Raw genomic sequence first — 25,113 nt, 5'->3', positions numbered from 1 at the left:
GCCTCCCTCCATTGCCGGACCGCCCCCATGCATGATTCTGCCAACGACAAGGCGCGGGTCTTCCGCAAGGCCTATCTCTCCGCCGTCGAGACCTCGCCGCTGACCGTGCTCGACGTCGGCTCGGCCATCGTCGACGGACAGAGCCTGTCCAACCGCGACGTCATGTCGAACCCGGCCTGGAAACTTGTCGGCATGGACATCGAGCCGGGGCTGAACGTCGATGTGGCTGTGGCCGATCCCTATGACTGGAAGGAGATCGCCACCGGCTCGGTCGATGTCGTGACCTGCTCGGAGGTCTTCGAGCATGCAGAGTATTTCTGGATCACCATCCTTGAGATTTCGCGCGTGCTGAAGGGCAATGGACTCGCGTTCATCACCTCACCGGGCGGCGGTCCACGGCACCGCTTCCCCGTCGATTGCTGGCGCTTCTACGACGATGCCTTCCCTGCCCTGGCCCGCTATGCCGGGCTGAACCTGCTCGAAGCCCAGGTGCAATGGGTTCCGGCCTATCGAAGGGGCATCCAGTGGCGCGATTCCAGCGCCGTGATGCAGAAGCCGGTCCGGGATGCCGCCGCAAGCCGCCTCGACGCAGCGCGCAGCATGATCGGCAAGAGCCTTCGCGGAGCCGCGCCGGCTCTGACGGAGCTCGATCTCTCGGCCTTGCCGAACACCCCGCTGCCGCTGAGCCCAATCCCTGCCCTGCAGGGCAAAGCCGCCTTTGCCGCACGCGAGGCCGAGTTGCTCGCGGCCGACAGCAACGTGCTGCGCAAGGCACGGCTCGTCTTCAGGCAGTTGCGCGAGATCCGCAGGATCATCACCACGCCCATGAAGGACCTGCACCTCTAAGGCATCGGCCCGAAAAGTGGATTGCGGTTTTCGGGGCAAAGCCGATGCAAGCACAAAGGGTGAGATCATCGAACCGGATACGATATCCGGTCCGATGATCTAAGGCGCGCGAGCTATTCGTCCAGGCCCTGCCGCGAGCGCGCCGTCCGTCCCCGCCGCCAGTCGAGCGCGCCAGCGGCAGATCCGGCATGCGCCATCATCTTGAGGCGGTTAAAGATCAAGGCGTAACCGACTGTCTTTGCAATGTTTTCGAGAATCGCCAGGGATGACGGCCCGGCTTGCCCGTATTTGGCCGCGATATAGGCGTGCGACCAGGCGAGATGCCAGCGTGCGTTGAAACGGCGGCCGGGGCTGGGCTTGCTGGAACGCCCGCGCGCGTGATGAGCCTGCGCCTCGTGCACATGCACGAGCGCATGCCCGGCGTCCCTCATGCGGCGGCAAAGATCATCATCCTCGTAGAACAGGAAGATTCGCGGATCGAAACCACCGAGCGCTTCGAAGACCTCGCAGCGGAGCAGGAGGCAGGCGCCCGAGAGAAACGGCAGGCAGGCATCCCCCTCCGGTACAATTGCCGCGCCGGAATGATTGAGATGAGCCGGTGACAGCAGCGAACGCGGCTGGATGAAGACGCGCCCTGACGGCTCGACAATGCGCGGAGCCAGCATCCCGGCATCGGGGTAGCGCCCAGCGGCCGCCAGCAGCCCTGCCATGGCGCCAGGCTGCAGCACGAGGTCGGGATTGACGATCAGGGCGTAGGGAGTGCGGCAGGCTGCGATGCCGAGATTGTTGGCTCGACCGTAACCTTCATTCCTGGGGCTCGCGATCACCGTTGCGCCACGCGCCCGCGCGATTGCGGCCGAATCGTCACTGCTGGCATTGTCGACGACGATGGCAGGCACGCCTTCGCGCCGCAGCGCATCCAGGCAGGCCGGCAGGACATCGGCGCTGTCATAGGCGACGACGACCGCGGTGACGGTTTCGTGGAGCGGGAGCAACTCGTTCGCGGGCGGCATTCCTGCCTTCTGGCCGGGATCGCCCCCGGCAGGCAAGCAGAATTCAGCGCCGTGTGAGGCCGGCGAGCTCGTGCTGAACCGCGCTACGCTCGGCGGCGTCGCAGTGGCGCGGCGCCTTGTAGGACTTCACCGCGAGGCTGGCATTGACGGCGACGAAGCGTCCGCGCTCGGCCGGAGCAAGCCCCGCCATCACACGGCGGCGATCGACGGCGACACCGCAATCATAGCCGCGCGAGACTTTGACGGCCGCAAACTCCGCCGTGCCGGGCACTGGACCGGCAGTCGTCGTACAGGCAGCAAGCGCAGGCAGAAGCAGGCTGCAGAGGAAGGCTCTGGCGAAGGGCATGGCTGATCGCGCTCAGAGCCCGCTGAAATCGCCGGCCCGGACGCGCGCCATGCGTGGCTTCAAGGAGCTGCGTTCTTCCGCAGAGCAGGCTTCGGGCCGGACTTCCTGATTGATGGTCGCCGCCTCCGAAACGGTGACATAGGTCGAGCGCGCTCCCGCGATCTGCTCCGGCGTCGCGCCACGGGCACGCTCGGCGTCGAGGAAGCGGTCGAGTGTGCTGGTGCGTGGTGCTCCAGCACGGCAGGCGATCGAGCGCGAGACCAGATTGGCAAGCTCCACCGCCCGCCCCGAGCTTGTGTGGGGCGCAGCGGTGACACAGGCGGTTAGCGGCAGCGCGAGCAGGCAGGCGAGCGCGGACAAGCGCGCTCCGGTCGGGGCAGGCATGGCGGGGGGTCAGCCGTTCTTTTCAGGCAGGTTCAGGCGGATATGGAGCTCGCGCAGCTGCTTCGGACCGACCTCGGAGGGCGCCCCCATCAGCAGGTCGACGGCTTGCTGGTTCATCGGGAACAGCGCGACCTCGCGCAGGTTGCTGGCGCCGGCGAGCAGCATGATGATGCGGTCGATACCCGCTGCCATGCCACCATGCGGCGGCGCGCCATACTGGAAGGCGCGGTACATGCCGCCAAAGCGCTCGATCACCGTCTCCTCGCCATAACCGGCGATCTCGAAGGCCTTGACCATCGCCTCAGGGCGGTGATTGCGAATGCCGCCCGAGGCGAGTTCGTAGCCGTTGCAGGCGATGTCGTACTGGAAGGCCTTGATCGCCAGCGGATCGTCTTTCTGCAGCGACTCCAACCCGCCTTGCGGCATCGAGAACGGGTTATGCGAGAAATCGACCCGCTTCTCGTCCTCGTTGTACTCGTACATCGGGAAATCGACGATCCAGGCGAAAGCGAAGGCGTTCTCGTCGATCAGGCCGAGCTCCGAGCCAACCTTGTTACGGGCGGCGCCGGCGAACTTGTAGAACTTGTCGGGGTTGCCCGCTGCGAAGAAGGCAGCGTCCCCATCCTTCAGACCAAGCGCGACGCGGATCGCCTCGACCCGCTCCGGACCGATATTGTTGGCGATCGGGCCAGCACCCGCGCCTTCGCGCCACATGATGTAGCCGAGGCCGGGCTGGCCTTCGCCTTGAGCCCAGGAGTTCATGCGGTCGCAGAAGGCACGCGAACCGCCGCCCGGCGCCGGAATCGCCCAGACCTGGTTCTTCTCGTCTTCCAGGATGCGGGCGAAGACCTTGAAGCCCGAACCACGGAAATGCTCCGACACATCCTGCATCTCGAGCGGGTTGCGAAGATCAGGCTTGTCCGAGCCGTATTTGCGGATCGACTCGGCATAGGGAATGCGCGGCCAGTTCTTGGTGACCGACTTGCCGCCGCCGAATTCCTCGAAGACGCCGGCGATCACCGGCTCCATGGTACGGAAAACGTCTTCCTGTGTGACAAAGCTCATCTCGACGTCGAGCTGGTAGAATTCGCCCGGCAGCCGGTCGGCGCGCGGATCCTCGTCGCGGAAACAGGGCGCGATCTGGAAATAGCGGTCGAAGCCCGCCATCATCAGCAGCTGCTTGTACTGCTGCGGCGCCTGCGGCAGGGCGTAGAAATGGCCGGGATGCAGCCGGCTCGGCACCAGGAAGTCGCGCGCGCCTTCCGGCGAGGACGCGGTCAGGATCGGCGTCTGGAATTCCGAGAAGCCCGAGGTCTTCATGCGGTTGCGCAGCGAGTCGATGACCTTGCCACGCAGCATGATGTTGTTGTGCAGCTTCTCGCGACGCAGGTCGAGGAAGCGATATTTCAGGCGCGTGTCCTCGGGGTATTCGAGATCGCCGAACACCGGCAGCGGCAGCTCGCCGGAAGGACCCAGCACTTCGAGCGCCGTGGCGAAGACTTCGATCGCACCGGTCGCAAGATTGGCGTTCCCGGTCCCCTCGAGGCGAGCCTTGACCTTGCCGTCGATGCGGATGACCCACTCGGCCCGAATCTTCTCGGCCTCGGCGAAAGCCGGCGAGTCCGGATCGATCACGACCTGGGTCATGCCGTAATGGTCGCGCAGATCGATGAAGAGCACGCCGCCATGGTCGCGGATGCGGTGGCACCAGCCCGAAATGCGAACCTGATTGCCGATATCGCTCTCGCGAAGGGCGCCGCAGGTGTGGGAGCGATAGCGATGCAAGGTCACGGGACTCGTCTCTCGGAAATGCGAAGGAGCCGGCGCAAGGCCAGCTGAAACCTTCGGCGTAAGCACACGCAGGCGCGCGGATTGTCAAGAATGGCAGCGACAATCGTGATGCGCGAAGCCGGCATTCCAGCTGTTCGCCGCAAGGAGGCGGCAGAGGCCGTCGCACCATGGTGTGAAGGTTTCAATACGTAGACAAGGCAGATGACCTTGCCCGGGCGCCGAGGGACAGGCCCGTTCTTCTGCAGGTCATGCGGCGCCGGCGAGCAGAAGCATGAAACGCGGACTCGACGGACAACCCGTTCCTCCGCTAAGCCGCTAATCATGAGCCTCATCACCACCACACAGGATCTGGCCGAGGCGTGCGCGCGGCTGGCCCAGCATCCCTTCGTCACGGTCGACACCGAATTCCTGCGGGAGACGACCTATTATCCGAAGCTCTGCCTGATCCAGCTCGCCTCGCCCGACGAGGCGGTGCTTGTCGATCCGCTCGCACCCGAAATCGACCTCGCGCCCTTCCTGGCGCTGATGGCCGACCAGAACGTCGTCAAGGTGTTCCACGCCGCACGGCAGGACCTCGAGATCATCTGGATCATCGGCAAGATGCTCCCGACCCCGCTATTCGACACGCAGGTCGCCGCAATGGTCTGCGGCTATGGCGACTCCGTCGGTTACGAGCAGCTCGCCAACGACCTCGCCAAGGCGCGGATCGACAAATCCTCGCGCTTCACCGACTGGTCGCGCCGACCGTTGACCGAGGCGCAGCTGACCTATGCCGAGTCCGATGTCACCTATCTGCGTGACATCTATCTCGCCCTATCGGCCGATCTCGCCGCCAGCGGCCGTGAGGGCTGGGTTGCCGAGGAAATGGCGATCCTGAATTCACCGGGCACCTATGAGGTCAGGCCCGAGAACGCCTGGCAGCGCCTGAAGGGCCGGATTCGCAAGCCCAAGGAAGTCGCGCTGCTGATGGAGATCGCCGCCTGGCGGGAGCGGGAGGCGCAAAGCCGCGACGTGCCGCGCCAGCGGGTGCTGAAGGACGATGCGCTGATGGATATCGTTCAGCGCGGTCCGCGCTCGGTCGAGGCGCTGGCGGAGCTTCGCTCCGTGCCAAACGGCTTCGAGCGCTCGCGCGCCGGCGGCGAGGTGCTCGCGGCGATCGAGCGCGGCCTGGCGCTCGATCCCAGGACCCTGCCCCGTCTCGAACGCGAGCGCGGACGCCCGACCAATGGCGCCGTACTCGACCTGCTCAAGGTGTTGCTGAAGGCGACCGCCGATGCCGAACGCGTCGCCCCCAAGATCCTCGCCTCGACCGATGATCTCGAGGCCATCGCCTCGGACGACCTAGCCGATGTACCGGCCCTGCAGGGTTGGCGCCGCGAAGTCTTCGGCAACAAGGCGCTGGCGCTGAAGAACGGGCAGCTGAGCCTGAAGATCTCCCGCGGGCGCGTGACCGTCGCCTGAGCGGCCGATGATCTAACCTTCTGCGCTTGCAGCAGCCTTCCCGAAAGCCGCAATCCGCGTTTCGGGCCGATGCCTTGCGTCAGAGACGCCCTGTCTCGTCGTCACGAGCGAAGCAATCCCCTCAGGCAGAGGCCGGGATTGCTTCGCCGCCGCGCCCCTCCCATGACAGATGAGGCTAAGGCCAGCGTCTCGTGCTGATGCTCACGCCGCCTTCTTTCGCTCGGCGATGCGCGCCAGATCGGTCAGCAACCGGCGCGTGCCCTTGAGCCGCTGCTCCGCCGTCTCGAAGTCGTCGATGAAGACGACGCGCATGTCGGGACGGACCTTGGCCAGCGTTCCCTGCTTCGCGACATAGCCGACCAGCCCCTCGGGATTGGCGAACTCGTTGTCGCGGAAAGCAACGATGATGCCCTTCGGTCCGGCCTCGACCTTCTCGACATTGGCCCGGCGGCAGAGCGCCTTGATCGCCACGATCTCCAGAAGTTGCTGCACCTCTTCCGGCAGCGGCCCGAAACGGTCGACCAGCTCGGCACCGAAGGATTGGATCTCGCCATCCTCGTCGAGCGTCGAGAGCCGCTTGTAGAGGGTCAGGCGCAGCGTCAGGTCGGTGACATAGTGCTCGGGGATCATCACCGGCGCGCCGATCTGGATACTTGGCGACCATTGGCTTTCGGCAACGATGTCGATGCCGGCCTTGAGCTGCGCCACCGCCTCCTCGAGCATCTGCTGGTAGAGTTCGTAGCCGACCTCCTTGATGTGCCCGGATTGCTCGTCGCCGAGCAGGTTGCCGGCGCCACGGATGTCGAGATCGTGGCTGGCGAGCTGGAACCCCGCACCCAACGTGTCGAGCGATTGCAGAACCTTCAGCCGGCGCTCGGCCTGCTCGGTCAGCTTGCGATTGGCCGGCATGGTGAAGAGCGCGTAGGCGCGGATCTTCGAGCGGCCGACGCGCCCGCGCAGCTGATAGAGCTGGGCGAGGCCGAACATGTCGGCGCGATGCACGATCAGGGTGTTCGCCGTCGGGATATCGAGCCCGGACTCGACGATCGTGGTCGAGAGCAGAACGTCGTACTGGCCCTCGTAGAAGGCCGTCATCACGTCTTCGAGCTGGCCCGCCGCCATCTGGCCATGGGCAATGCCGACCTTGGCCTCGGGTACCTGCTTGTCGAGGAAGTCCTTGACCTCGGCGATGTCCTCGATGCGCGGCACGACATAGAAGCTGCGGCCACCACGATAGCGCTCGCGCAGCAACGCCTCGCGCACGATCAGCGGATCGAACGGCGTGACGAAAGTCCGCACGGCCAGCCGATCGACCGGCGGCGTCGCAATGATCGAGAGCTCGCGCACACCCGTCATTGCGAGTTGGAGCGTACGCGGTATCGGCGTGGCCGACAGCGTCAGCATATGCACCTCGGCGCGGAACTCCTTCAGCCGCTCCTTGTGGTTGACGCCAAAATGCTGCTCCTCGTCGACGATGACGAGGCCGAGATCCTTGAACTCGACGCCCTTGCCGAGCAGGGCATGGGTACCGACGACGATGTCCATGGTGCCGTCGGCGATGCCCTGCTTGACCGCCTTGAGATCCTGAGCCGAGACGAAGCGCGAGGCCTGGCCGACCTTCACCGGCAACCCCGCAAAGCGCTCGGCGAAATTCCGGTAATGCTGGCGGGCGAGCAATGTCGTCGGCACCACGACCGCGACCTGCTTGCCGGCCAGCGCCGTCGTGAAGGCGGCACGCAGCGCCACCTCGGTCTTGCCGAAGCCGACATCGCCGCAGACCAGGCGGTCCATCGGCCGACCGGCCGCGAGATCGTCCAGTACCGCATCGATCGTGTTCTGCTGGTCTTCCGTTTCCTCGAACGGGAAGCGAGCCCGGAATTCATCATAGAGCCCGTCCGGCGGAACGAGGCGCGGCGCCTCCTTCAGCGCGCGGGCGGCAGCGATCTGGATCAGCTTGCCCGCCATCTCGCGGATGCGCTGCTTCAGCTTGGCCTTGCGCGCCTGCCAGCCACCGCCGCCAAGCCGGTCAAGAGGAACCTCGGTATCCTCCGAGCCATAGCGCGAGAGCAGCTCGATATTCTCGACCGGCAGGAACAGCTTGGCATCGCCCGCATAGTGGATTTCGAGACAATCATGCGGCGCTCCGGCCGCCGTGATGCTCTGCAATCCAATGAAGCGGCCAATGCCGTGATCGACATGGACGACAAGGTCGCCCGGCGCGAGCGATGACAGCTCGGCGATGAAATCCTGCGGCCGGCGCGTCTTGCGGCGCGGGCGCACGAGGCGGTCGCCCAGAATGTCCTGCTCGCCAATGACCGCAAGCTTGCCGGCCTCGAAGCCGGTCTCGAAGCCCCAGACCGCGAGTGCCGTGATGCCGGGCTTCAGATCGAAGGCCGCGCGCAGGGACCCCGTGGTCTGTACGGTCTTGAGACCATGATCGGCCAGCACATGGGCCAGGCGCTCGCGGGAGCCCTCCGACCATGCCGCAAGGATGACGCGCCGGCCATCGGCCTGCAGCGCTTTCACATGGGCGACCGCCGCATCGAAGACGCTGCCCGCATTGTCGGCGCGCTCGGCCGCAAAGCTCCGACCCTGGCGGGCGCCGAGATCGACGATCAGCTTGCCGTCGCTATCGGGCAGCTGGAACGGCGTCAGCGACGCGACGCCGGCATTGTCGATCACGCCGCGCCATTCGGCCGGGGACAGGTAGAGCGCATCGGGTGGCAACGGCTTGTAGGGCGTCCCTCCCGTGCCGCCCTGGTCGAGGGCGGCCTTGCGCGCATCGTAGTAGTCCTTGATCAGGCTGATGCGCTCGCCGACCGCATCCTCGGCCTGCGCGTCGAGAACCAGCGGCACATCCGGCAGATAGGTGAAGAGCGTGTCGAGCCGGTCGGCCAGCAAGGGCAGCCAATGCTCGAGCCCCGCAGGCCGCCGGCCTTCGCTGACCGCCTCGTAGAGCATGTCGTCACGGCCGGGCGTGCCGAAGCTCGTGATATAGGACTGGCGAAAGCGCTTGATGCTCTCGCTCGTCATCTGCGCCTCGGACATCGGCACGAGATCGAGTCCGCGCAACTGGCCCGTGGTGCGCTGCGTCTCGGGGTCGAAGGTCCGGATCGATTCCAACGCGTCGCCGAAGAAGTCGAGGCGGATCGGCGCAGGCATGCCGGGCGGAAAGAGATCGACGATGCCACCGCGCACCGCGAACTCGCCGGTCTCGCGCACCGTCGAGGTCCGCAGGTAGCCGTTCATGTCGAGCCAGCGTGCGAGCTGCTCTGTGTCGACCATGTTGCCTGGCGCAGCCGAAAAGCTCTCCGAGGCCACCTTGCTGAAGGCCGGCACGCGCTGCAGCGCGGCGTTGACCGTCGTCAGCAGCAGACGCGGCTTGTCGCCTGACTTGGTCTTGGCCAGTCGCGACAACGTCGTCATGCGATGGGCCACGATGGCAGGAGCCGGCGAGACGCGGTCATAGGGCTGGCAGTCCCAGGCCGGGAAGCTCATCACCTCCAGATCGGGCGCCACGAACTGGAGCGCATTTTCCAGAACCTGCAGCCGCTGCCCGTCACGCGCGACGAAGACGAGCATTGCCGCGCCTTCCACCTTCTTCGCCCGGGTCCGGACGAGATCGGCAAGGACGACGGCGTCGAACCCGTCCGGCACGCTGGCGAGCGTCGGCTTGTCGCCCCGCTTCAGCGCGTCGAGGATGCGGTCGATCTGCAGCTTGGCGAGCTGGGCGGGGGGCGGAATGCTCATATCGGATTGTCGCTGCGTGCTCAGACGTGAATCGGCTTGCTGTGGTTGTGGAACGCCTTCAGCCGTCGGAACACGGCCGTATCGTAGTTCACCGGCACCTCGGCCTCTCCTGTGATCCAGGACAGCAGGTCTCGGTCGAGAACCTCGATCAGTTGCTCGAACTCGTCGAGTTCGGCATCGCTCAACGTGCCGATCTCGGCGTCGGCGAAGCGGCCCATGATCAGGTCCGTCTCCCGCATGCCGCGATGCCAGGCACGGAACAGGATCTTGCGGCGGCGCGGATCGAGATCGGCACTGGTGCGGGAAGAGCCACTCATCGTAAGCCTCGCATGAAATGCAAATGGCGGAACGGGCCGGCCCCGTCGCGGAACCTGCCGATGCAGGCTATATAGCGATGGCGTCGGGGCGAGTCAGTGGCCGAACCGCCGCGTTTCCCGCAATTCCGGTTCCCACCCGAGGCAGATGCGTCCTTCCCTGCTTGATCCGCTCTTTGCTCCCGCGACGACATTGCCCGGCGTCGGCCCCAAGCTCGGCAAGCTTCTGGACAAGCTGCTCGGCGACGAGACGCAGCCGGCGCGGGTCGTCGACCTGCTCTTCCACCTTCCCACGGGCGCGATCGATCGTCGCCCCAGCGCCAGCATCGCCGACGCTCCGGTCGGCGATGTCGCGACCTTTTCGGCCCGTGTCACCGAGCATCGCCCGGCCCCGCCCGGCAAGGCCAAAGCTCCCTATCGCGTCATCGTCGAGGACGAGACCGGGGACGTGACCCTGGTCTTCTTCCATGCCGATGTCCGCCATCTCCAGCAGACGTTGCCGGTCGGCGAGTTCCGCATCATCTCGGGCAAGCTCGAGCTCTGGGACGGCATGCGCCAAATGGTCCACCCCGACCGCATCATGGATGCCCGGGCCTTCGCCAGCCTGCCGTCGATCGAGCCCGTCTACGGCCTGACCGAAGGCATCGGGCCCCGCGTCATGACACGCATCGTGGCAGCAGCGGCGGAAAAATGTCCGGAGCTCGCCGAATGGCAGGACCGCAGCTTTCTGCAGAAGGCCGGCTTCGCCTCCTTCGCCGAGGCCATCCGTGCCCTGCACCACCCGCCGGACCTGCGCGCCGTCGAGGGTGACACGATCGCACGCAGGCGCGTTGCCTATGACGAATTGCTGGCGAGCCAGATCGCGCTTGCCCTGGTGCGCCGGCAGCAGAAGAAGGCAGCCGGGCGCGTCACCGCCGGTGACGGCCGCATGCTCAAGGCGATCGAAGCAGCCCTGCCCTTTTCGCTCACCGATGGCCAGCGCCAGGCCGTGGCCGATATCCATTCGGACATGGAGAAGCCCGAACGCATGCTGCGCCTGCTGCAAGGCGATGTCGGCTCGGGAAAGACCGTTGTCGCCCTGATGGCGATGGTCGCAGCCGCCGAAGCCGGCCGGCAATCGGTGTTGATGGCGCCAACCGAAATCCTGGCGCGCCAGCATGCCGAACGGCTGGCGCCGCTGGCAGAAACGGCCGGGCTCAAGCTCGCCCTGCTGACCGGCCGCGAGAAGGGCGCCGGCCGACGCCAGGTGCTCGAGCGGTTGGCGAGCGGCGAGATCGCCATCGTGGTCGGCACCCATGCGCTGTTCCAGGAAGGCGTCGTCTTCCACGATCTCGCGCTGGCGGTGGTCGACGAACAGCACCGTTTCGGCGTCCATCAGCGCCTGATGCTGGGCTCGAAGGGCGAGGCCGTCGACGTGCTGGTCATGACGGCAACGCCGATCCCGCGCACCTTGGCGCTGACCTGGTTCGGAGACATGGATGTCTCGGTGCTCGCCGAGAAGCCGGCCGGCCGCAAACCGATCTCGACACGCGCGATCTCGCTCGAACGCTATGACGAGGTCGTTGGCGCAGTCGGCCGCGCGGTGGAGGCCGGCGCGCAGGTCTATTGGGTCTGCCCGCTCGTTCAGGAATCGGACACGCTCGATGTCGCCGCCGCGCAGGAGCGCTTCGAGGAACTGGGGGGGCACTTCGGCGCCAGGGTCGGGCTGCTGCATGGCCAGATGCCCGGGCGCGACAAGGACGCTGCGATGGCGGCCTTCGTTGCCGGCGAGACGCGCATCCTGGTGTCGACCACCGTCATCGAGGTCGGGGTCGACGTGCCCAATGCCAGCGTCATGGTGATCGAGCATGCCGAGCGCTTTGGCTTGGCCCAGCTCCACCAGCTACGCGGGCGGATCGGGCGCGGCTCGGCCGCATCGACCTGCCTCCTGCTCTATAAGGGGCCGTTGGGTCCGGTCGCGGAAGCGCGATTGACCATCATGCGCGAGACCGAGGACGGCTTTCGCATTGCCGAGGAAGATCTGCGCCTGCGTGGCGAAGGCGAGGTGCTCGGCACGCGCCAGTCCGGATCCCCCGACTGGCGCGTTGCCCGCCCCGAAATCGATGGCGATCTGCTGGCCGCCGCTCGCGATGATGCGCGGCTCCTGATCGAGCGCGACCCGCACCTCGCCGGCGAACGCGGCGAAGCCGTCAGGACGCTGCTCTATCTGTTCGAGAGGGACGTCGCGATCAAGCTCTTGCGCGCCGGCTAGATCGTCGGACCGGATATCGTATCCGGTCAGACGATCTAGCCATCTGTGATTGCATCGGCTTTCCCGAAAACCGCAATCCACTTTTCGGGCCGATGCTTTAGCGCTGGAGATCCTGCGGGAGATCAATCCCGATCAAGCGGCCGTAGCGCGGGATCGGCATCGTCCGGGTGTGCCTTCGTGAGAACCACAATGGACCCAATCAGCAAAGCCGTGTGGTGCGTCGAGAGCCGCTTCGCCTCCGGGATCTCGCTCGACGAGATCGCCTCGGTCAGCGGCGTCTCGCGCTTCCATCTCTGCCGCGCCTTCGGCAACGCGACCGGCCGCTCGGTGATGCGTTATGTGCGCGAACGCCGGCTGACCGAAGCCGCCCGGAGACTGGCGAATGGCGCGCCGGACATCCTCTCCGTCGCGCTGGACTGGGGGTACGGCTCTCACGAGGCCTTCACCCGCGCCTTTCGCGAGCAATTCGGCCTCACGCCCGAAGAACTGCGCGAGCGGCGCGACCTCTCGGCGCTCAAGCTCGTGGAGCCCATCGTCATGGACGCAAGCCCAACCGTTATCCTGGAAGAACCCCGCTCACTGACCGACAAGAGCATGCTCGTTGCCGGGTTCGGCAGCCGCTACACCTATGAGACCACTGCCGGCATTCCGTCGCTCTGGCAGAAGCTCACCCCGCATTTCGGCCATGTCCCGGGCCAGATCGGGGGCATCGGCTACGGGGTCTGCTACAACGCCGACGACGAGGGCAGCTTCGACTATCTCGCTGGCGTCGAGGTGAAATCCTTTTCCGACCTGCCACCCGAATTCGACCGCATCCGCATCCCCGAGCAGAACTATGTCGTGTTCCTGCATCACGGCCATATCTCGGGCATCAAGGGCACATTCGACGCAATCTGGCGCGACTGGCTGCCGAAGAAGGGCTGGAAAGCCTCGGAAGGGCCGAGCTTCGAGCGCTATGACGAGCGCTTCGATCCGCAAAGCGGTACCGGAACCGTCGAAATCTGGGTTCCGTTGAAGGCCTGACGACCTCCCGGACCAAAAAGGACGGCAAGTCCGCAGATCAGTTCTGGGACTTGCCGTTGCCTGGTGGCGCCTTCGAGCCATTCTCCCCCGGCTGGATCAGCCCGGCGGACATGATGAGCTTGGCGCCGTCCTCCACGGAGATTGAAAGCTCCACCACCTCGCGACGCGGCAGGTAGAAGAAGAAACCCGTGGTCGGGTTCGGCGTGCAGGGCAGGAAGACGCCGATCTGTTCGCTGCCATCCGGCAGCCGTGAGCTGATCTCGGGCGCCGCCTCCTGAGAGATGAAAACGATGGACCACATGCCCGGCTGCGGGAACTGCACCATGCCGACCTTGCGGAACGATGTGCCCGATTGCGAGAAGATCGTCTCGAAAACCTGCTTCACGCCCTTGTAGAGGCCGCGGATCACCGGCATCCGGTGCAGGATCGCCTCGCCGGCATCGAGCAGGGTACGCCCGACCAGGTTGGCCGTCAGGAAGCCGAGCAGCGTCAGGCCGATCAATCCGATCACCAGCCCGAAGCCGGGGATCGGATAAGGCAGATAGGTCTCGGGCAGATAATTGTTGGGGATCAGCGGCTTCACCACCCCGTCGATCAGGTTGATGAACCACCAGGTCACCGAAGCGGTGATCGCCAGCGGCCCCGCGATCACGAGCCCGGTCAGGAAATAGCGGCGTAGCCGCGTGCCCGCAGTCGGCCGCAGCAAATCCGGCTGAAGCATGTGGCTGGGATCAGGAGGGCCGTCTGACGTCATGGCGGTCCGGGAATCCGATCTCCACAGGGCGTGCTTGCCTCGGCGGCGCTGCATCGCGATATGAGCAGGATAGCCGAGCCGGTGCTGCTGACCAGCCCCGTCTCACGTGCCGACGCGAATGCGGATGGATTTCGTGACCGAAACACCCCGGCAACTCCGCCGCTGGTACAGGCCGCTGATGTTCGCCGCTGGTTGGGTGTTCACCGGAATCGGGGTTATCGGCCTCGTGCTGCCGCTGATGCCGGGAACAGTCTTCCTGATTCTCGCGGCCTGGTGCTTTTCGCGGTCTTCGCCTCGCTTCGAGGCCTGGCTGCTTGGCCATCCCAGGCTGGGTCCGCACGTCCGTCGCTGGCGCGCAACCGGCGCGATCGACCGTCGGGCGAAATGGATCGCCTGCGGCTCCATGCTGTTCAGCTTCGGACTGGTGGCGCTGAGCGACGCTCCGCCTGTCGCGCTCTGGGCCAGCGGCGCCAGCCTGCTCGCCGCCGGAAGCTATGTCGCGAGCCGGCCGGAGCCGACCCGCCAGGATTGATCACTCGACCGAGGATTGATCACTCGACAGTGACGGATTTTGCCAGGTTGCGCGGCTGGTCGACGTCCTTGCCCATGAAGACGGCCGTTTGATAGGCGATCATCTGGATCGGGACTGCATAGACGATCGGTGCGAATAGCGGGTCCATATCCGGCATCACGATCGTCACCTCGGGCTCGATGCCGCATTCGGCAGCGCCCTTGGCGTCGGTGATCAGGATGATCCGGCCGCCACGTGCCGCGACCTCCTGCATGTTGGAGGCGGTCTTCTCGAACAGCGTATCATGCGGTGCGATGACGATGACCGGCATGTCCTCGTCGATCAGTGCGATAGGACCATGCTTCAGCTCACCTGCCGGATAACCTTCGGCGTGTATATAGCTGATTTCCTTGAGCTTCAGAGCGCCTTCGAGCGCCATCGGGAAGCTCGTGCCCCGGCCGAGATAGAGCACGTCGCGCGCCTTCGACAGCTTTCGGGCGAGCTTCTCGATCTCGGGTTCCAGCGTCAATGCCTGCGCCATCAATCCCGGCAGCGCGATCAGCTCGCGGACATATCGGGCCTCTTCCGCCTCCGAAAGCGTGCCGCGGGCGCGAGCCGCCGCAAGGGCCAGGCTCGCGAGCGCGGTCAACTGGCAGGTAAAGGCCTTGGTCGAAGCCACGCCGATCTCCGGCCCGGCCAGGGTCGGCGCCACGACATCGCTCTCTCGCGCGATTGTCGAGGTCGGCACGTTCACGACGGCAAGGACGTGCTGCCCTTCCTGACGGGCGTAGCGCAGGCAGGCCAGCGTATCGGCGGTTTCACCCGATTGCGAAACGAAGAGCGCGAGACCGTCCTTGGGCAGCGGCGCCTCGCGATAGCGGAACTCGGAGGCGACATCGATCTCGACGGGCAACCGCGCCAGCTTCTCGAACCAGTACTTCGCCGTCAGTCCCGCATAATAGGCGGTTCCGCAGGCCGAGATGGACAGCCGCGACAGCGCCTTCCAGTCAAAGGGGGCATCGAAGGGCAGGCGCACGGTTCCCGCAGCCATGTCCAGATACTTCGTCAGCGTATGGCCGACGACCTCCGGCTGCTCGTGGATCTCCTTGGCCATGAAATGATGGTAGTTGCCCTTCTCGACCAGGAAGGTGCCGGCGGCGACCCGCTGCGCGCGACGCTCCACCTGCGCGCCCGTGACGTCGTAGAAGGTCGCGCCTTTGCGATGGAGCACGACCCAATCGCCTTCTTCCAGATAGGCGATGAGATTGGTGAAAGGGGCCAACGCCAACGCGTCAGAGCCGAGATACATCTCGCCATCGCCGACGCCGACCGCGAGCGGCGAGCCCTTGCGAGCGCCGATCAACAGGTCTTCCTCGCCCTGGAACAGGAATGCGAGGGCAAAGGCACCGCGCAGGCGTGGCAGGCTGGCTGCAACCGCCGCAACCGGATTCTTGCCCCGCTCCATCTCGCTGGTGACGAGATGGGCGACGATCTCGGTATCGGTCTCGGTCTCGAAGACGCGGCCCGCAGCTTCGAGCTCGGCGCGCAGCTCGCGGAAGTTCTCGATGATGCCGTTATGCACGACCGCGAGCTTCTCGGTCGCATGCGGGTGAGCATTGGTCTCGTTTGGCTTGCCATGCGTCGCCCAGCGCGTATGGCCGATGCCGATCATCCCATCGAGCGGCTCGTTCGACAGGCGGATCTCGAGGTTCCTGAGCTTGCCCTCGGCACGGCGGCGCGTGAGCAGACCCTTCTCCAGCGTCGCGACGCCGGCGGAATCATAACCCCGATATTCGAGCCGCCGCAGCGCCTCGACCACCTGAATGGCTACGGCTTCCTTGCCCAGGATCCCCACAATGCCACACATGCCCGACCTCTTTGAGTGTTGCCGTTGCCGGCCCGTGTAGCTGCGAACGCCAAAAACACCCAATCACGTTGAATGTCAGACTGTGAACAGGCGGTTTCGGCGTCGATTCAATCCGTATTCTTGGCCGCGCTCAGCTTCCTGACCTTTGCCCTATCTCGGAACACCTTCGCCCAACCGTCCCGCCCGACTTGCCTGCCGCGAGCGATCGCCAGCCCGTCAGGCGGAACATCGGAGGTGATGACCGAACCGGAGCCGACATAAGCCCCATCGCCGATCGTCACCGGGGCAACCAGCGACGAGTTCGAACCGACAAAGGCGCCGGCACCGATCGTCGTCTTGTATTTGAAGAATCCGTCATAATTACAGGTGATCGTACCGGCACCGATATTGGCCTCGGCGCCGACGCTCGCATCCCCGATATAGGTGAGATGGCTGACCTTGGCTCCTTCCCCGATATCCGCCGCCTTGATCTCCACGAAGTTCCCGACCTTGGCCTTGCGCGCCAGCTTCGCGCCGGGGCGCAGCCGGCCATAAGGCCCGACACTCGCCTGCGGGCCAACCTCGGCGCCCTCCAGATGCGAGAAGGCATGAATCACCGCGCCATCGGCAACGCTGACGCCGGGGCCAAAAACGACATTGGGTTCGATCAGGACATCGCTGCCGATTGTCGTGTCGTAGCTGAAGAACACGGTCTCGGGCGCAATCAGCGTCGCACCCTCCTTCATTACCGCCAGGCGCTTGCGGCGCTGGAACTCTGCTTCCGCAGCAGCGAGTTGGGCGCGGTCATTGACGCCCTGCACTTCGCTTTCGGGGGCGCTCAGCGCGACCACCTTCAAGCCTTTGGCGCGAGCGAGCGCCGGGGCGTCGGTCAAATAGAATTCGTTCTGGGCGTTCGAGCTGCCGATTGAATCGAGAATGGCAAGTGCGTGCCGACCGTCCAAGGCCATCAGCCCGGCATTGCAGAACCGGATCGTCCGCTCGGCCGCGCTCGCATCCTTGTGCTCGACGATCGCTTCCAGCACGCCGTCGCGCATCACAAACCGCCCGTAGCCAGTCGGGTCGGCAGCCTCGAATCCCAGCGCCACAACCGGCGCACCATCGGCGAGCCCAGCCCGCAGCGACAGGAAGGTCTCGGGCCGAACCAGCGGCGTATCCGCGAAGGCGACGAGGATATCGTCATAGCCCTCGGCCAGCGCCGCACGCGCCGCCAGCACCGCATGCGCCGTGCCGCGGCGCTCGGCCTGGACGAAGACGCGTGCCGACGGCAGGAGCGCCTCGACCTCGGCTGCGACGTCCGGCCGATCCGGCCCGATCACCACCGCGACCGCATCTGCCCCCGCCGCAGCAACTGCCGCGAGCGCATGACCGAGCAGCGAGCGGCCGGCCATCTCATGCAGCACCTTCGGGCGCTGCGATTTCATCCTTGTGCCCTCGCCCGCGGCGAGAATAACTGCAAGGCAGGTGCGTCCGGGCTGTATTTCGGTCATGATTGTCGGCTTCCCTGCGGATCTAGCCTTTCGCTCCCGTGACCCTGACGGTGTCGCGTGGGCGATTTGGTGCATGGTGGCATTGCGGTCGCCGTGGATAGCCGATCCTGATGGCATTTGCCAAAACCTCCGGAGAGATCTTCGGCCGGCGTATTCGAGGGGCGAGACGCAATGGCAATACCTTTCCGCCGGCAACGCAAACGCGTTGCCCAAGTCGCTGGCCGCACGCAATTTTTAAGCGGCGACCGCTTTTCAGCCAGCCGGGAAATGATCTAGAAGCGCTGGGGTGCGACTGCGCCGCCCGCGTATGTTGGAAATAATGTCGAAATCCTTGAATCGCCGATGGTTTCTGGAGGGTGCGGCGTACAGCCTCGCCGCCGCGCCGCTTATGGGCACGAGCCCTGCATTTTCTCAGGCCAGCTGGGCCGCAACTGTACAGTCGGTGATCGCGGAAGGTCAGCGTTTCGATGCCGCACTGGTTGTCGAGGCCGCCCGCATGCTGTCGCGGCGCCCGATGGTTCCGGTGACGACCAATGATCTGCCCGAAGGCTACGCCACCCTGCCCTTCGACCAGTTCTCCGGGATTCGTGCGCAACCCGGCGGCCTGATCTGGGCTGGAGAGAACCGCGGCTTCACGGTCGAGCCGCTGCATCGCGGCTACGTCTTTTCTGCTCCCGTCAGCCTGTTCACGGTCGAAGACGATGTCGTGCGCCGCGTTGCGTTCGATCGCGGCAAGTTCGACTACGGCAAGGTTGCTCCCCCCCCGGCGGGCGTCGATCTGCAGTTCTCCGGCTTCCGGGTCTCCGCCGGGCTCGAGCGGCCTTACGAGGTTGCGATCTTCCAGGGCGCGACCTTCTTCCGCGCCGTGGCGCGCGGCCAGAACTTCGGTGCGCTGGCGCGCGCGCTGATCCTGCGTCCCGGCGAGACGCGGGGCGAGGAGATTCCCTTCTTCCGCGCCTTCTGGATCGAGCGCCCCAATCCGGCATCGGGCATGCTCGTGATTCACGCCCTGCTCGATTCCGAGAGCCTGTCAGGTGCGGCCCGGATGACTCTGCGCCCCGGCGACGTCACATTCATCGATGTCGAGATGACCCTGTTCGCGCGGCAGGTGTTGGACCATGTCGGCTTCGGCTGCACCACGGGCACCTTCATGTCGGGGCCTCAGAGCCGCCGGACCTTCGACGACGTCCGCCCGGCCGTGCACGAGGTCTCCGGTGTCCAGATGCTCACCGGCGCCGGCGAATGGATCTACCGCCCGGTCAGCAACCCGACCAATCTGCAGGTCTCTTCTTTCGTCGACACCAATCCGCGCGGCTTCGGTCTCGTCCAGCGGGAGCGCGATCCGGCAGCGTTCCAGGATGACGACCAGCGCTTCGAGCTTCGCCCCAGCGTCTGGATGGAGCCGCTTGGAGAATGGGGAGCCGGTTCAGTCCAGCTGATCGAGATCCCAAGCGATTCCGACATCAACAGCAACATCATTTCCTACTGGCGGCCGCGCCAGCCGATCGCCGCGGGCAGCGAAACCACGATCGCCTATCGCCAGGCCTGGTGCTGGCAGCCACCCGAGCGACCACCGCTCGCCCTGGCCACGCGCATGCGTCAAGGCCGCGGCACGCAGGGTCGGCGTCGACGGTTCATGGTCGAGTTCACAGGTGACAAGCTGGCGGACCCCGCTGTGGTTGCCGCGACGCGCGCCAATATCACGGCGACGACCGGGGCGATCCAGGGTTTGCGTCTTTGGCCTTATCCGGAACGCAAGCTGATGCGGGTCCGCTTCGAGGTCGACCCTGGCAATGAGAATCTCTCCGAACTGCGCCTTGTGCTCGAAGCCGGCGGCCAGCCCGTATCGGAAACGTGGTTGAATCGATGGACGTGGTGACCGAGATGCCGCCGCGCGCGGTCGAAACCGCTCCCCGTCCGGGCTTGCCCCGTCCGGAGGCAGCGACCCCGCCTGAGAACCGGCTGGTGATGCCGGTCCAGTCCTTCCGCAGCTGGAAGGCCTCGGAACGCCGCAAGCCCGCCGCACCATTGGCCTGGACGACGCCGTGGCTGAAGCGCCTCTTCGTCTTCGGTGGCGGTCTCGCGCTCACCGCCTATGGCGCCTGGGAAATGTACCATGTCGTGTCGGTCAGCCGCACGACCTTCCTGCAGTACGTCTTGCTGCTGCTGTTCACGGTCAATTTCTCGTGGATCGCACTCGCCTTCACCAGCGCACTGATGGGGTTCTTCGGCCTGCTGTTTAGGACCGGCCGGACCGAACGGGCGGAATCCCTCCAGCATCGCACCGTCGTGGTGATGCCGATCTACAACGAGTCGACCGCGCGAACCTTCGCGGCGCTGGCCGCGATCCGGGAATCGGTAGAGGCCACGGGCCTCGGGGCGCATTTCGACTATTTCATCGTCTCGGACACGACCAATCCTGATGTCTGGATCGCCGAGGAGCGCGCCTTTCTCGCTCTGCGTGAACGGCTCGGCCCCGGCGCGCGCGTCTACTACCGGCACCGCCCGAAGAACCATCACCGCAAGGCCGGCAACATCGCCGATTTCGTCACCCGTTGGGGCGGTGACTACGAGCACATGGTCGTGCTCGACGCCGACAGCCTGATGACCGGCACCTGCATCGTGCGCCTCGCTGTCGCGATGGAGGCCGATCCCGACGCAGGAATCATCCAGTCGCTGCCGCTGATCATCAATCGCAACACCTTCTTCGCGCGGCTGCAGCAATTCGCGGCACGGGTCTACGGACCGGTGATCGCGACCGGCCTCGCCATGTGGTCGGGCCGCGACGGCAATTACTGGGGCCATAACGCGATCATTCGCACCAAGGCCTTCGCCGATCATTGCGGACTGCCCGATCTGAAGGGCAAGCCGCCCTTCGGCGGACATGTCTTGAGCCATGACTTCGTCGAGGCCGCGCTGATGCGCCGCGCCGGCTGGTCGGTCTATATGCTTCCCGACCTGACGGGTTCGTATGAGGAGAGCCCGCCCTCCCTGATCGACATATCAGTGCGCGACCGCCGCTGGGCGCAGGGCAATCTCCAGCACTCGCGCATCATCGGCGCGAAGGGTTTCGTCTGGTCGACGCGCCAGCATTTCGCCACCGGCATCATGGGCTATCTCGCCTCGCCGTTCTGGTTGATGCAGCTCGTGGTCGGCATCCTGATCGTGCTGCAGGTCAATTACGCGCGCCCTGAATACTTCACCCAGGAGTTCACGCTCTTCCCGGTCTGGCCGCGCTTCGACCCCGAGCGCGCCTTGAACCTGTTCGCCCTCACCATGGCGATCCTGCTCGCACCAAAGCTCTTTGGGCTGCTGCTGACCCTGTTCGACGGCAAGCTGCGGCGCGCCTGCGGCGGTACCATCCGGCTGATTCTCTCGTCGCTGCTCGAGATCCTGTTCTCCGCCTTCTTCGCGCCGATCATGATGCTGATCCAATCGGGTTCGGTCTTCCAGATCCTGCTCGGACGCGACACGGGCTGGAACCCGCAGCGCCGCGACGACGGCTCGATTCCGTTGAAGGACATCATCCGGCGCCACCGAATGCACACCGCACTCGGCGCCATCGCCGGTATCTCGGCCTTCATGATCGCGACCTCGCTCTTCGCTTGGATGTCGCCGACGATCGTGGGTCTCGTGCTGGCCATTCCGCTGTCCTGGGCATCGGGCCAGCTCGCGCTCGGGCTCTGGCTGAAGCGGCACAAGCTCCTGGTGACGCCGGAGGAAGGCGACCCGCCGGCGATCGCGCTGCGTGCCAATGCGCTGCAGGAGGAATTCGCCAAGGCGGGCTTCGACGAAGCCGACGGCCTCAAGGCGCTGCATGCCGATCCGCGCCTGCGTGCCGAGCACGACATGATGCTCCCCGAGGGGCATCCGCGCCGCCGCGGTGAAGTCGAGCCCGAGCGCGCCGTCGCACAGGCAAAGCTGGTCGACGCGGAAACGATCGACGAGGCGGCGATCTGGCTGAAGCCGAGGGAACGTATGGTCGTGCTTCACGACCGCGCTCTGGTTGGCTTGCTGTCCTCGTTGCAGCCGTCGAAGGACTAGACGGGGAAGCTCGTCAGTTTCGGAGCGACGGCGGGAGACGGGAAACAGATCGCCGGTCGTCGTCTGCCCTGCATACCCGCGACGCTGCGCTTGAGCGTCAGCCATTCGCTACATGGCCGCCTTCTGAGCGCCCGGTCGCTTCGCAAGCGGCTGCGGCCTCAGAGCACGCTGCATTCGAACCAGCATCCCGGCCGGGCGGCTTCGGCGGCTCGGAGCTGTGGCCCATGCGGGAAGAGAGCCTTCACTGGCCCGGTCAGGGTTCCCTGGGCTTTCCGGTCGCCGGAAGATCCGCGGTTCCGCATCATCCCAGCCGAAATCACCAGCCTCGTGCCAACGCGCATTCGCCGTCTGGCGCTTAAGTCCTCGGGCTGCTCACTGCCTGGTGAGGACATCCTGGATCGCCCGAGCGGCGACGGCGTGGCCATTCTCGTTCCAGTGAGCATCCGCCGCGAACTCGAATCGCCGCTGGTTGCGAGCCCAGTCCTCGGCGAAGACGGGGTGCAGGTCGAGGAAGGCGATCCCCGCCCGTGATGCGGCCTCGGCGGCGATACGGTTGAGCTTCAGCGCCGGGCTGTCGGGGCGGCCGGCGTAGATCGCGCTGCGATCGCCATCCATGGCCACCAGCAACTGGGCGCCGATACTGCGGGCCTGCGCCGCAAGGCGGACCATCATGTAATCCGTCGCGGCGCGGATATCGGCCTCGCGACTCAGCACCGACGCGACATCGATATTGGCCGCAAAGCGCGTATCCTCGGCCTGGGCCGGCCCGAGGAACGCATCCAGCAGAGCCTGCGGGCGCACCTGCCAGCGATAGAGGAAATAGCGCGCCGTCGCGGTCTGCCTGAGCCACTCCACGGCGCGGGGACGCCAGGGCTCAGGCGCGATCTCGCCTAGAACCTTGCCGCCCTCGACACGCAGCTTCAGGAAGCTCGACGTATACCGGCCCGGCGTGAAGACAAAGCTCTCGTCGAAGTCGTTATGGACCAGCAGCACGACGATCTGGTCCGGCCTCGCCGCCAGCACCTCACGGTCGATCATCTGGATATATTGGCTGAAGGGTGCCCCGGCGATGGCGTAGCGGTAGACCTCGACGGGGCCCGCGCTGGCAAGGCCACCCTGAATCACGTCGGCGACGCTGCGCCCGACCGGAACCTGCAGGGCCTCGACGAAGCTGTCGCCGACAAAGGCGACCCGTCGACGCCCGGGAATGCGCTCGGCCGGATAATCCGGCAAGGGCGAATTCCACCCCTTGGCGTTGATCGAGAATGGCGCCGCGATCTCGTCGCGCACGCGCCAGACGCCGGTCTGGTTCGGAGCATAGCGCACGAGTTCATTGGCGAAGTCGTTGCGCGGCACGTCGCTGCCCGGCAGCACGAAGCGAAACAGAACAAGCTCGCACAACGCGAGAAACACCAGCAGGCTGGCCAGCGACACGCCAAGATTGATCAGGCCGTTGCGCAGGCGGGAGCGAGGTTTCTCCACCGTCATGCTCCCGCTCATTGCTCTAGTCGATATCCTCGACTTCGACCTCGGTGCCATAGACGCGCTGCGCGAGCGACGCCTCCATGAACGGGTCAAGATCACCGTCGAGCACGTCCGACGGCGCCGTCGAGCTCACTCCGGTGCGCAGGTCCTTCACCAGCTGATAGGGCTGCAGCACATAGGAGCGAATCTGGTGGCCCCAGCCGATATCGGTCTTGGAGGCCGCCTCGGCATTCGCCTTTTCCTCGCGCTTCTTCAGCTCGACCTCGTAGAGGCGGGCGCGCAGCATGTCCCACGCCTTGGCGCGGTTCTTGTGCTGAGAACGCTCCTGCTGGCAGGTGACCGCAATCCCCGTCGGGATATGCGTGATGCGCACCGCCGAATCGGTCGTGTTGATGTGCTGCCCGCCGGCGCCCTGGGCGCGGTAGGTGTCAATCCGGCAATCCGATTCCTTGACGTCGATGACGATCCGGTCGTCGACGACGGGATAGACCCAGACGGATGCGAAGCTGGTCTGCCGGCGGGCGTTCGAATCGAATGGCGAGATGCGCACGAGCCTGTGCACGCCCGATTCGGTCTTCAGCCAGCCATAGGCATTGTGGCCCTTGAACTGCAGCGTCGCCGACTTGATGCCGGCCTGATCGCCATCCTGATAGTCGAGCATCTCGACCTTGAACTTCCGCCGCTCGCCCCAGCGCCGGTACATGCGCAGCAGCATCTCGGCCCAGTCCTGGCTTTCGGTACCGCCGGCGCCAGGATGGATTTCGACATAGGTATCGAGCATGTCGGCCTCACCGGAGAGCAGTGTCTCGACCTGCCGGCGTGCCGCTTCCTGCTCGACAGCCTTGATCGCGACTTCGCCTTCCGTGATGGAGGCGGCATCACTCTCCATCTCGCCCAGCTCGATCAGCGTCAGGGCATCGTCGAGATCGCGCTCGAGCTTCAGGATGCCGTTGATCTGGTCTTCGAGCGAGGTCCGCTCGCGCATGAGCTTTTGTGCCTGCTCGGCATCGTCCCAGAAGGTGGGGCCTTCGGAAAGTGCGTTCAGCTCCGCGAGGCGTCGTTGTGCGACATCCCAGTCAAAGATGCCTCCTCAGCAGTCCAATCGACTGCTTGGCGTTATCAAGTTGGGTCTGAACTTCAGGACGCATGATGCCAGCAGAACTTTCCTTGATGGGATTCGATCCGGCATGCCGGACGGAGCTGTTCAGATAGGGGCGAAAGGCGCGGGTGTAAACGGCACAGAATGTTTTCCAGCCTCCGCGAGGCCATCAGAGAGGTGCAGTCATCTCCACGAGCTTCGCCACCGTGTTCATGTTGCGCGCCGTGCCGGGGTCGCAGGCCGGAATGCGCAAGCGTGAATCCGCCATCCCGTCGCCATAAAAGATATAGACTTCGCGCTGGGCGAGATGCACCAGCTCACCCCGGATACCGCGGGCATGGTCCAGGGTGTCAGCGGGAAGCGGCTCGTCGACGAAGATCGCCACCGTGCGGTTACCAGGCTTGTCCGAAAAGGGATTGCGCGCCAGCACCCCGGACATCTCGGCGGCAGATCTGACCAGCACACCGACTGGCTTTCCCGCATGGGTCCGGAGTTTGTCCTCGAGCACCGACTTGATCTGCGCTTCGTCCGCATCGCTCGTGAACACCACATTGCCGCTGGCGATATAGGTGCGCACCTGGCTAAGGCCAGCTTCCTCGCACATCGCCTTCAAAGTGGTCATCGGGAGTTTTCCCGTTCCCCCGACATTAACCGCGCGCAACAGGGCTATATAGGCCGTCATGGCGT

At 65.4% G+C, this 25,113-nt stretch carries 19 protein-coding genes; 7 read left to right on the top strand and 12 right to left on the bottom strand.

Annotation, left to right across the window (positions count from 1 at the left end; genetic code table 11):
* The first annotated feature begins 27 nt into the window (after nucleotides 1-27).
* A complete protein-coding gene (locus AB4118_RS12440; protein ID WP_441490012.1) occupies nucleotides 28-846 on the top strand; it encodes a class I SAM-dependent methyltransferase in 819 nt (272 codons plus the stop codon).
* 113 nt (nucleotides 847-959) lie between these two features.
* Here AB4118_RS12440 and AB4118_RS12435 read toward each other — a convergent pair whose 3' ends face one another.
* Genes AB4118_RS12435 through aspS form a run of 4 tightly spaced genes read right to left on the bottom strand, consistent with a single transcriptional unit; the run spans nucleotide 960 to nucleotide 4,374 of the window.
* On the bottom strand, nucleotides 960-1,859 hold the full coding sequence (locus AB4118_RS12435) for a glycosyltransferase family 2 protein (protein WP_441490011.1): 900 nt from the start codon (nucleotides 1,857-1,859) through the stop codon (nucleotides 960-962).
* A 43-nt stretch (nucleotides 1,860-1,902) separates the two neighbouring features.
* Complete coding sequence (locus AB4118_RS12430) at nucleotides 1,903-2,205, bottom strand: hypothetical protein (RefSeq protein ID WP_441490010.1); 303 nt, start codon at nucleotides 2,203-2,205, stop codon at nucleotides 1,903-1,905.
* A gap of 12 nt (nucleotides 2,206-2,217) precedes the next feature.
* Nucleotides 2,218-2,565 (bottom strand): hypothetical protein, encoded by a 348-nt coding sequence (locus AB4118_RS12425; RefSeq protein WP_441490009.1) that lies wholly within the window; start codon nucleotides 2,563-2,565, stop codon nucleotides 2,218-2,220.
* 33 nt (nucleotides 2,566-2,598) lie between these two features.
* Nucleotides 2,599-4,374, bottom strand: coding sequence for an aspartate--tRNA ligase (gene aspS, locus AB4118_RS12420; RefSeq protein ID WP_069882711.1), 1,776 nt, complete (start codon nucleotides 4,372-4,374; stop codon nucleotides 2,599-2,601).
* Between the two features lie 327 nt (nucleotides 4,375-4,701).
* Between aspS and rnd the strand changes: the two genes are divergently transcribed.
* On the top strand, nucleotides 4,702-5,841 hold the full coding sequence (gene rnd / locus AB4118_RS12415; protein ID WP_441490008.1) for a ribonuclease D: 1,140 nt from the start codon (nucleotides 4,702-4,704) through the stop codon (nucleotides 5,839-5,841).
* A 201-nt stretch (nucleotides 5,842-6,042) separates the two neighbouring features.
* On the opposite strand, the gene mfd is transcribed toward rnd, so the two are convergent.
* On the bottom strand, nucleotides 6,043-9,591 hold the full coding sequence (gene mfd / locus AB4118_RS12410; protein WP_441490007.1) for a transcription-repair coupling factor: 3,549 nt from the start codon (nucleotides 9,589-9,591) through the stop codon (nucleotides 6,043-6,045).
* 20 nt (nucleotides 9,592-9,611) lie between these two features.
* Nucleotides 9,612-9,908, bottom strand: a complete 297-nt coding sequence (locus tag AB4118_RS12405) for an FAD assembly factor SdhE (protein WP_441490006.1) — start codon at nucleotides 9,906-9,908, stop codon at nucleotides 9,612-9,614.
* A gap of 145 nt (nucleotides 9,909-10,053) precedes the next feature.
* On the opposite strand from AB4118_RS12405, the gene recG reads away from it, so the two are divergent.
* Both recG and AB4118_RS12395 read left to right on the top strand, forming a co-directional pair.
* The gene (recG, locus tag AB4118_RS12400) at nucleotides 10,054-12,156 is read left to right on the top strand and encodes an ATP-dependent DNA helicase RecG (RefSeq protein WP_441490005.1); all 2,103 of its coding nucleotides are present in this window, start codon (nucleotides 10,054-10,056) and stop codon (nucleotides 12,154-12,156) included.
* A 189-nt stretch (nucleotides 12,157-12,345) separates the two neighbouring features.
* Complete coding sequence (locus AB4118_RS12395; protein ID WP_441490004.1) at nucleotides 12,346-13,179, top strand: AraC family transcriptional regulator; 834 nt, start codon at nucleotides 12,346-12,348, stop codon at nucleotides 13,177-13,179.
* A gap of 37 nt (nucleotides 13,180-13,216) precedes the next feature.
* Here AB4118_RS12395 and AB4118_RS12390 read toward each other — a convergent pair whose 3' ends face one another.
* Nucleotides 13,217-13,900, bottom strand: a complete 684-nt coding sequence (locus AB4118_RS12390; protein ID WP_441490003.1) for a DUF502 domain-containing protein — start codon at nucleotides 13,898-13,900, stop codon at nucleotides 13,217-13,219.
* A gap of 166 nt (nucleotides 13,901-14,066) precedes the next feature.
* Here AB4118_RS12390 and AB4118_RS12385 point away from each other — a divergent pair, with 166 nt between their 5' ends.
* A complete protein-coding gene (locus tag AB4118_RS12385; RefSeq protein ID WP_441490002.1) occupies nucleotides 14,067-14,465 on the top strand; it encodes a YbaN family protein in 399 nt (132 codons plus the stop codon).
* 19 nt (nucleotides 14,466-14,484) lie between these two features.
* Here AB4118_RS12385 and glmS read toward each other — a convergent pair whose 3' ends face one another.
* Both glmS and glmU read right to left on the bottom strand, forming a co-directional pair.
* Entirely contained in the window at nucleotides 14,485-16,311 is a 1,827-nt protein-coding gene (glmS, locus tag AB4118_RS12380) for a glutamine--fructose-6-phosphate transaminase (isomerizing) (protein ID WP_441490001.1), read from the bottom strand.
* 107 nt (nucleotides 16,312-16,418) lie between these two features.
* Entirely contained in the window at nucleotides 16,419-17,798 is a 1,380-nt protein-coding gene (gene glmU, locus AB4118_RS12375; protein ID WP_441490000.1) for a bifunctional UDP-N-acetylglucosamine diphosphorylase/glucosamine-1-phosphate N-acetyltransferase GlmU, read from the bottom strand.
* A 442-nt stretch (nucleotides 17,799-18,240) separates the two neighbouring features.
* Here glmU and AB4118_RS12370 point away from each other — a divergent pair, with 442 nt between their 5' ends.
* Both AB4118_RS12370 and mdoH read left to right on the top strand, forming a co-directional pair.
* The gene (locus tag AB4118_RS12370; RefSeq protein WP_441489999.1) at nucleotides 18,241-19,677 is read left to right on the top strand and encodes an OpgD/OpgG family glucan biosynthesis protein; all 1,437 of its coding nucleotides are present in this window, start codon (nucleotides 18,241-18,243) and stop codon (nucleotides 19,675-19,677) included.
* A gap of 5 nt (nucleotides 19,678-19,682) precedes the next feature.
* Complete coding sequence (mdoH, locus tag AB4118_RS12365; protein WP_441490040.1) at nucleotides 19,683-21,842, top strand: glucans biosynthesis glucosyltransferase MdoH; 2,160 nt, start codon at nucleotides 19,683-19,685, stop codon at nucleotides 21,840-21,842.
* Nucleotides 21,843-22,214: 372 nt separating this feature from the next.
* Here the strand turns inward: mdoH and AB4118_RS12360 are convergent, their stop codons facing one another.
* The 3 genes from AB4118_RS12360 to AB4118_RS12350 form a co-directional block, all read right to left on the bottom strand.
* On the bottom strand, nucleotides 22,215-23,330 hold the full coding sequence (locus tag AB4118_RS12360) for an SGNH/GDSL hydrolase family protein (RefSeq protein ID WP_441489998.1): 1,116 nt from the start codon (nucleotides 23,328-23,330) through the stop codon (nucleotides 22,215-22,217).
* A gap of 16 nt (nucleotides 23,331-23,346) precedes the next feature.
* Nucleotides 23,347-24,475, bottom strand: a protein-coding gene (prfB, locus tag AB4118_RS12355) for a peptide chain release factor 2 (protein ID WP_441489997.1) whose coding sequence is annotated in 2 segments (ribosomal slippage) — nucleotides 23,347-24,405 and nucleotides 24,407-24,475 — 1,128 coding nt in all. Because the reading frame shifts where the segments join, the coding sequence is not laid out codon by codon here.
* 120 nt (nucleotides 24,476-24,595) lie between these two features.
* The gene (locus AB4118_RS12350; protein WP_441489996.1) at nucleotides 24,596-25,108 is read right to left on the bottom strand and encodes a DUF1697 domain-containing protein; all 513 of its coding nucleotides are present in this window, start codon (nucleotides 25,106-25,108) and stop codon (nucleotides 24,596-24,598) included.
* Nucleotides 25,109-25,113: the final 5 nt, after the last annotated feature.

It is taken from the genome of Allobosea sp. 2RAB26 (assembly GCF_052115465.1).
Taxonomy (GTDB): Bacteria; Pseudomonadota; Alphaproteobacteria; order Rhizobiales; family Beijerinckiaceae; genus Allobosea.
This window is presented reverse-complemented; position numbering and strand designations above follow the sequence as displayed.

What these genes read in the sequence shown, in the direction of transcription:
- AB4118_RS12430 (WP_441490010.1), bottom strand. Translation starts at nt 2,205, where the DNA reads ATGCCCTTCGCCAGAGCCTTCCTCTGCAGCCTGCTTCTGCCTGCGCTT.
- glmS (WP_441490001.1), bottom strand. Translation starts at nt 16,311, where the DNA reads ATGTGTGGCATTGTGGGGATCCTGGGCAAGGAAGCCGTAGCCATTCAG.
- AB4118_RS12440 (WP_441490012.1), top strand. Translation starts at nt 28, where the DNA reads ATGCATGATTCTGCCAACGACAAGGCGCGGGTCTTCCGCAAGGCCTAT.
- AB4118_RS12435 (WP_441490011.1), bottom strand. Translation starts at nt 1,859, where the DNA reads ATGCCGCCCGCGAACGAGTTGCTCCCGCTCCACGAAACCGTCACCGCG.
- AB4118_RS12350 (WP_441489996.1), bottom strand. Translation starts at nt 25,108, where the DNA reads ATGACGGCCTATATAGCCCTGTTGCGCGCGGTTAATGTCGGGGGAACG.
- AB4118_RS12405 (WP_441490006.1), bottom strand. Translation starts at nt 9,908, where the DNA reads ATGAGTGGCTCTTCCCGCACCAGTGCCGATCTCGATCCGCGCCGCCGC.
- rnd (WP_441490008.1), top strand. Translation starts at nt 4,702, where the DNA reads ATGAGCCTCATCACCACCACACAGGATCTGGCCGAGGCGTGCGCGCGG.
- mdoH (WP_441490040.1), top strand. Translation starts at nt 19,683, where the DNA reads ATGCCGCCGCGCGCGGTCGAAACCGCTCCCCGTCCGGGCTTGCCCCGT.
- mfd (WP_441490007.1), bottom strand. Translation starts at nt 9,591, where the DNA reads ATGAGCATTCCGCCCCCCGCCCAGCTCGCCAAGCTGCAGATCGACCGC.
- AB4118_RS12390 (WP_441490003.1), bottom strand. Translation starts at nt 13,900, where the DNA reads ATGCTTCAGCCGGATTTGCTGCGGCCGACTGCGGGCACGCGGCTACGC.
- AB4118_RS12395 (WP_441490004.1), top strand. Translation starts at nt 12,346, where the DNA reads ATGGACCCAATCAGCAAAGCCGTGTGGTGCGTCGAGAGCCGCTTCGCC.
- recG (WP_441490005.1), top strand. Translation starts at nt 10,054, where the DNA reads ATGCGTCCTTCCCTGCTTGATCCGCTCTTTGCTCCCGCGACGACATTG.
- AB4118_RS12360 (WP_441489998.1), bottom strand. Translation starts at nt 23,330, where the DNA reads ATGACGGTGGAGAAACCTCGCTCCCGCCTGCGCAACGGCCTGATCAAT.
- glmU (WP_441490000.1), bottom strand. Translation starts at nt 17,798, where the DNA reads ATGACCGAAATACAGCCCGGACGCACCTGCCTTGCAGTTATTCTCGCC.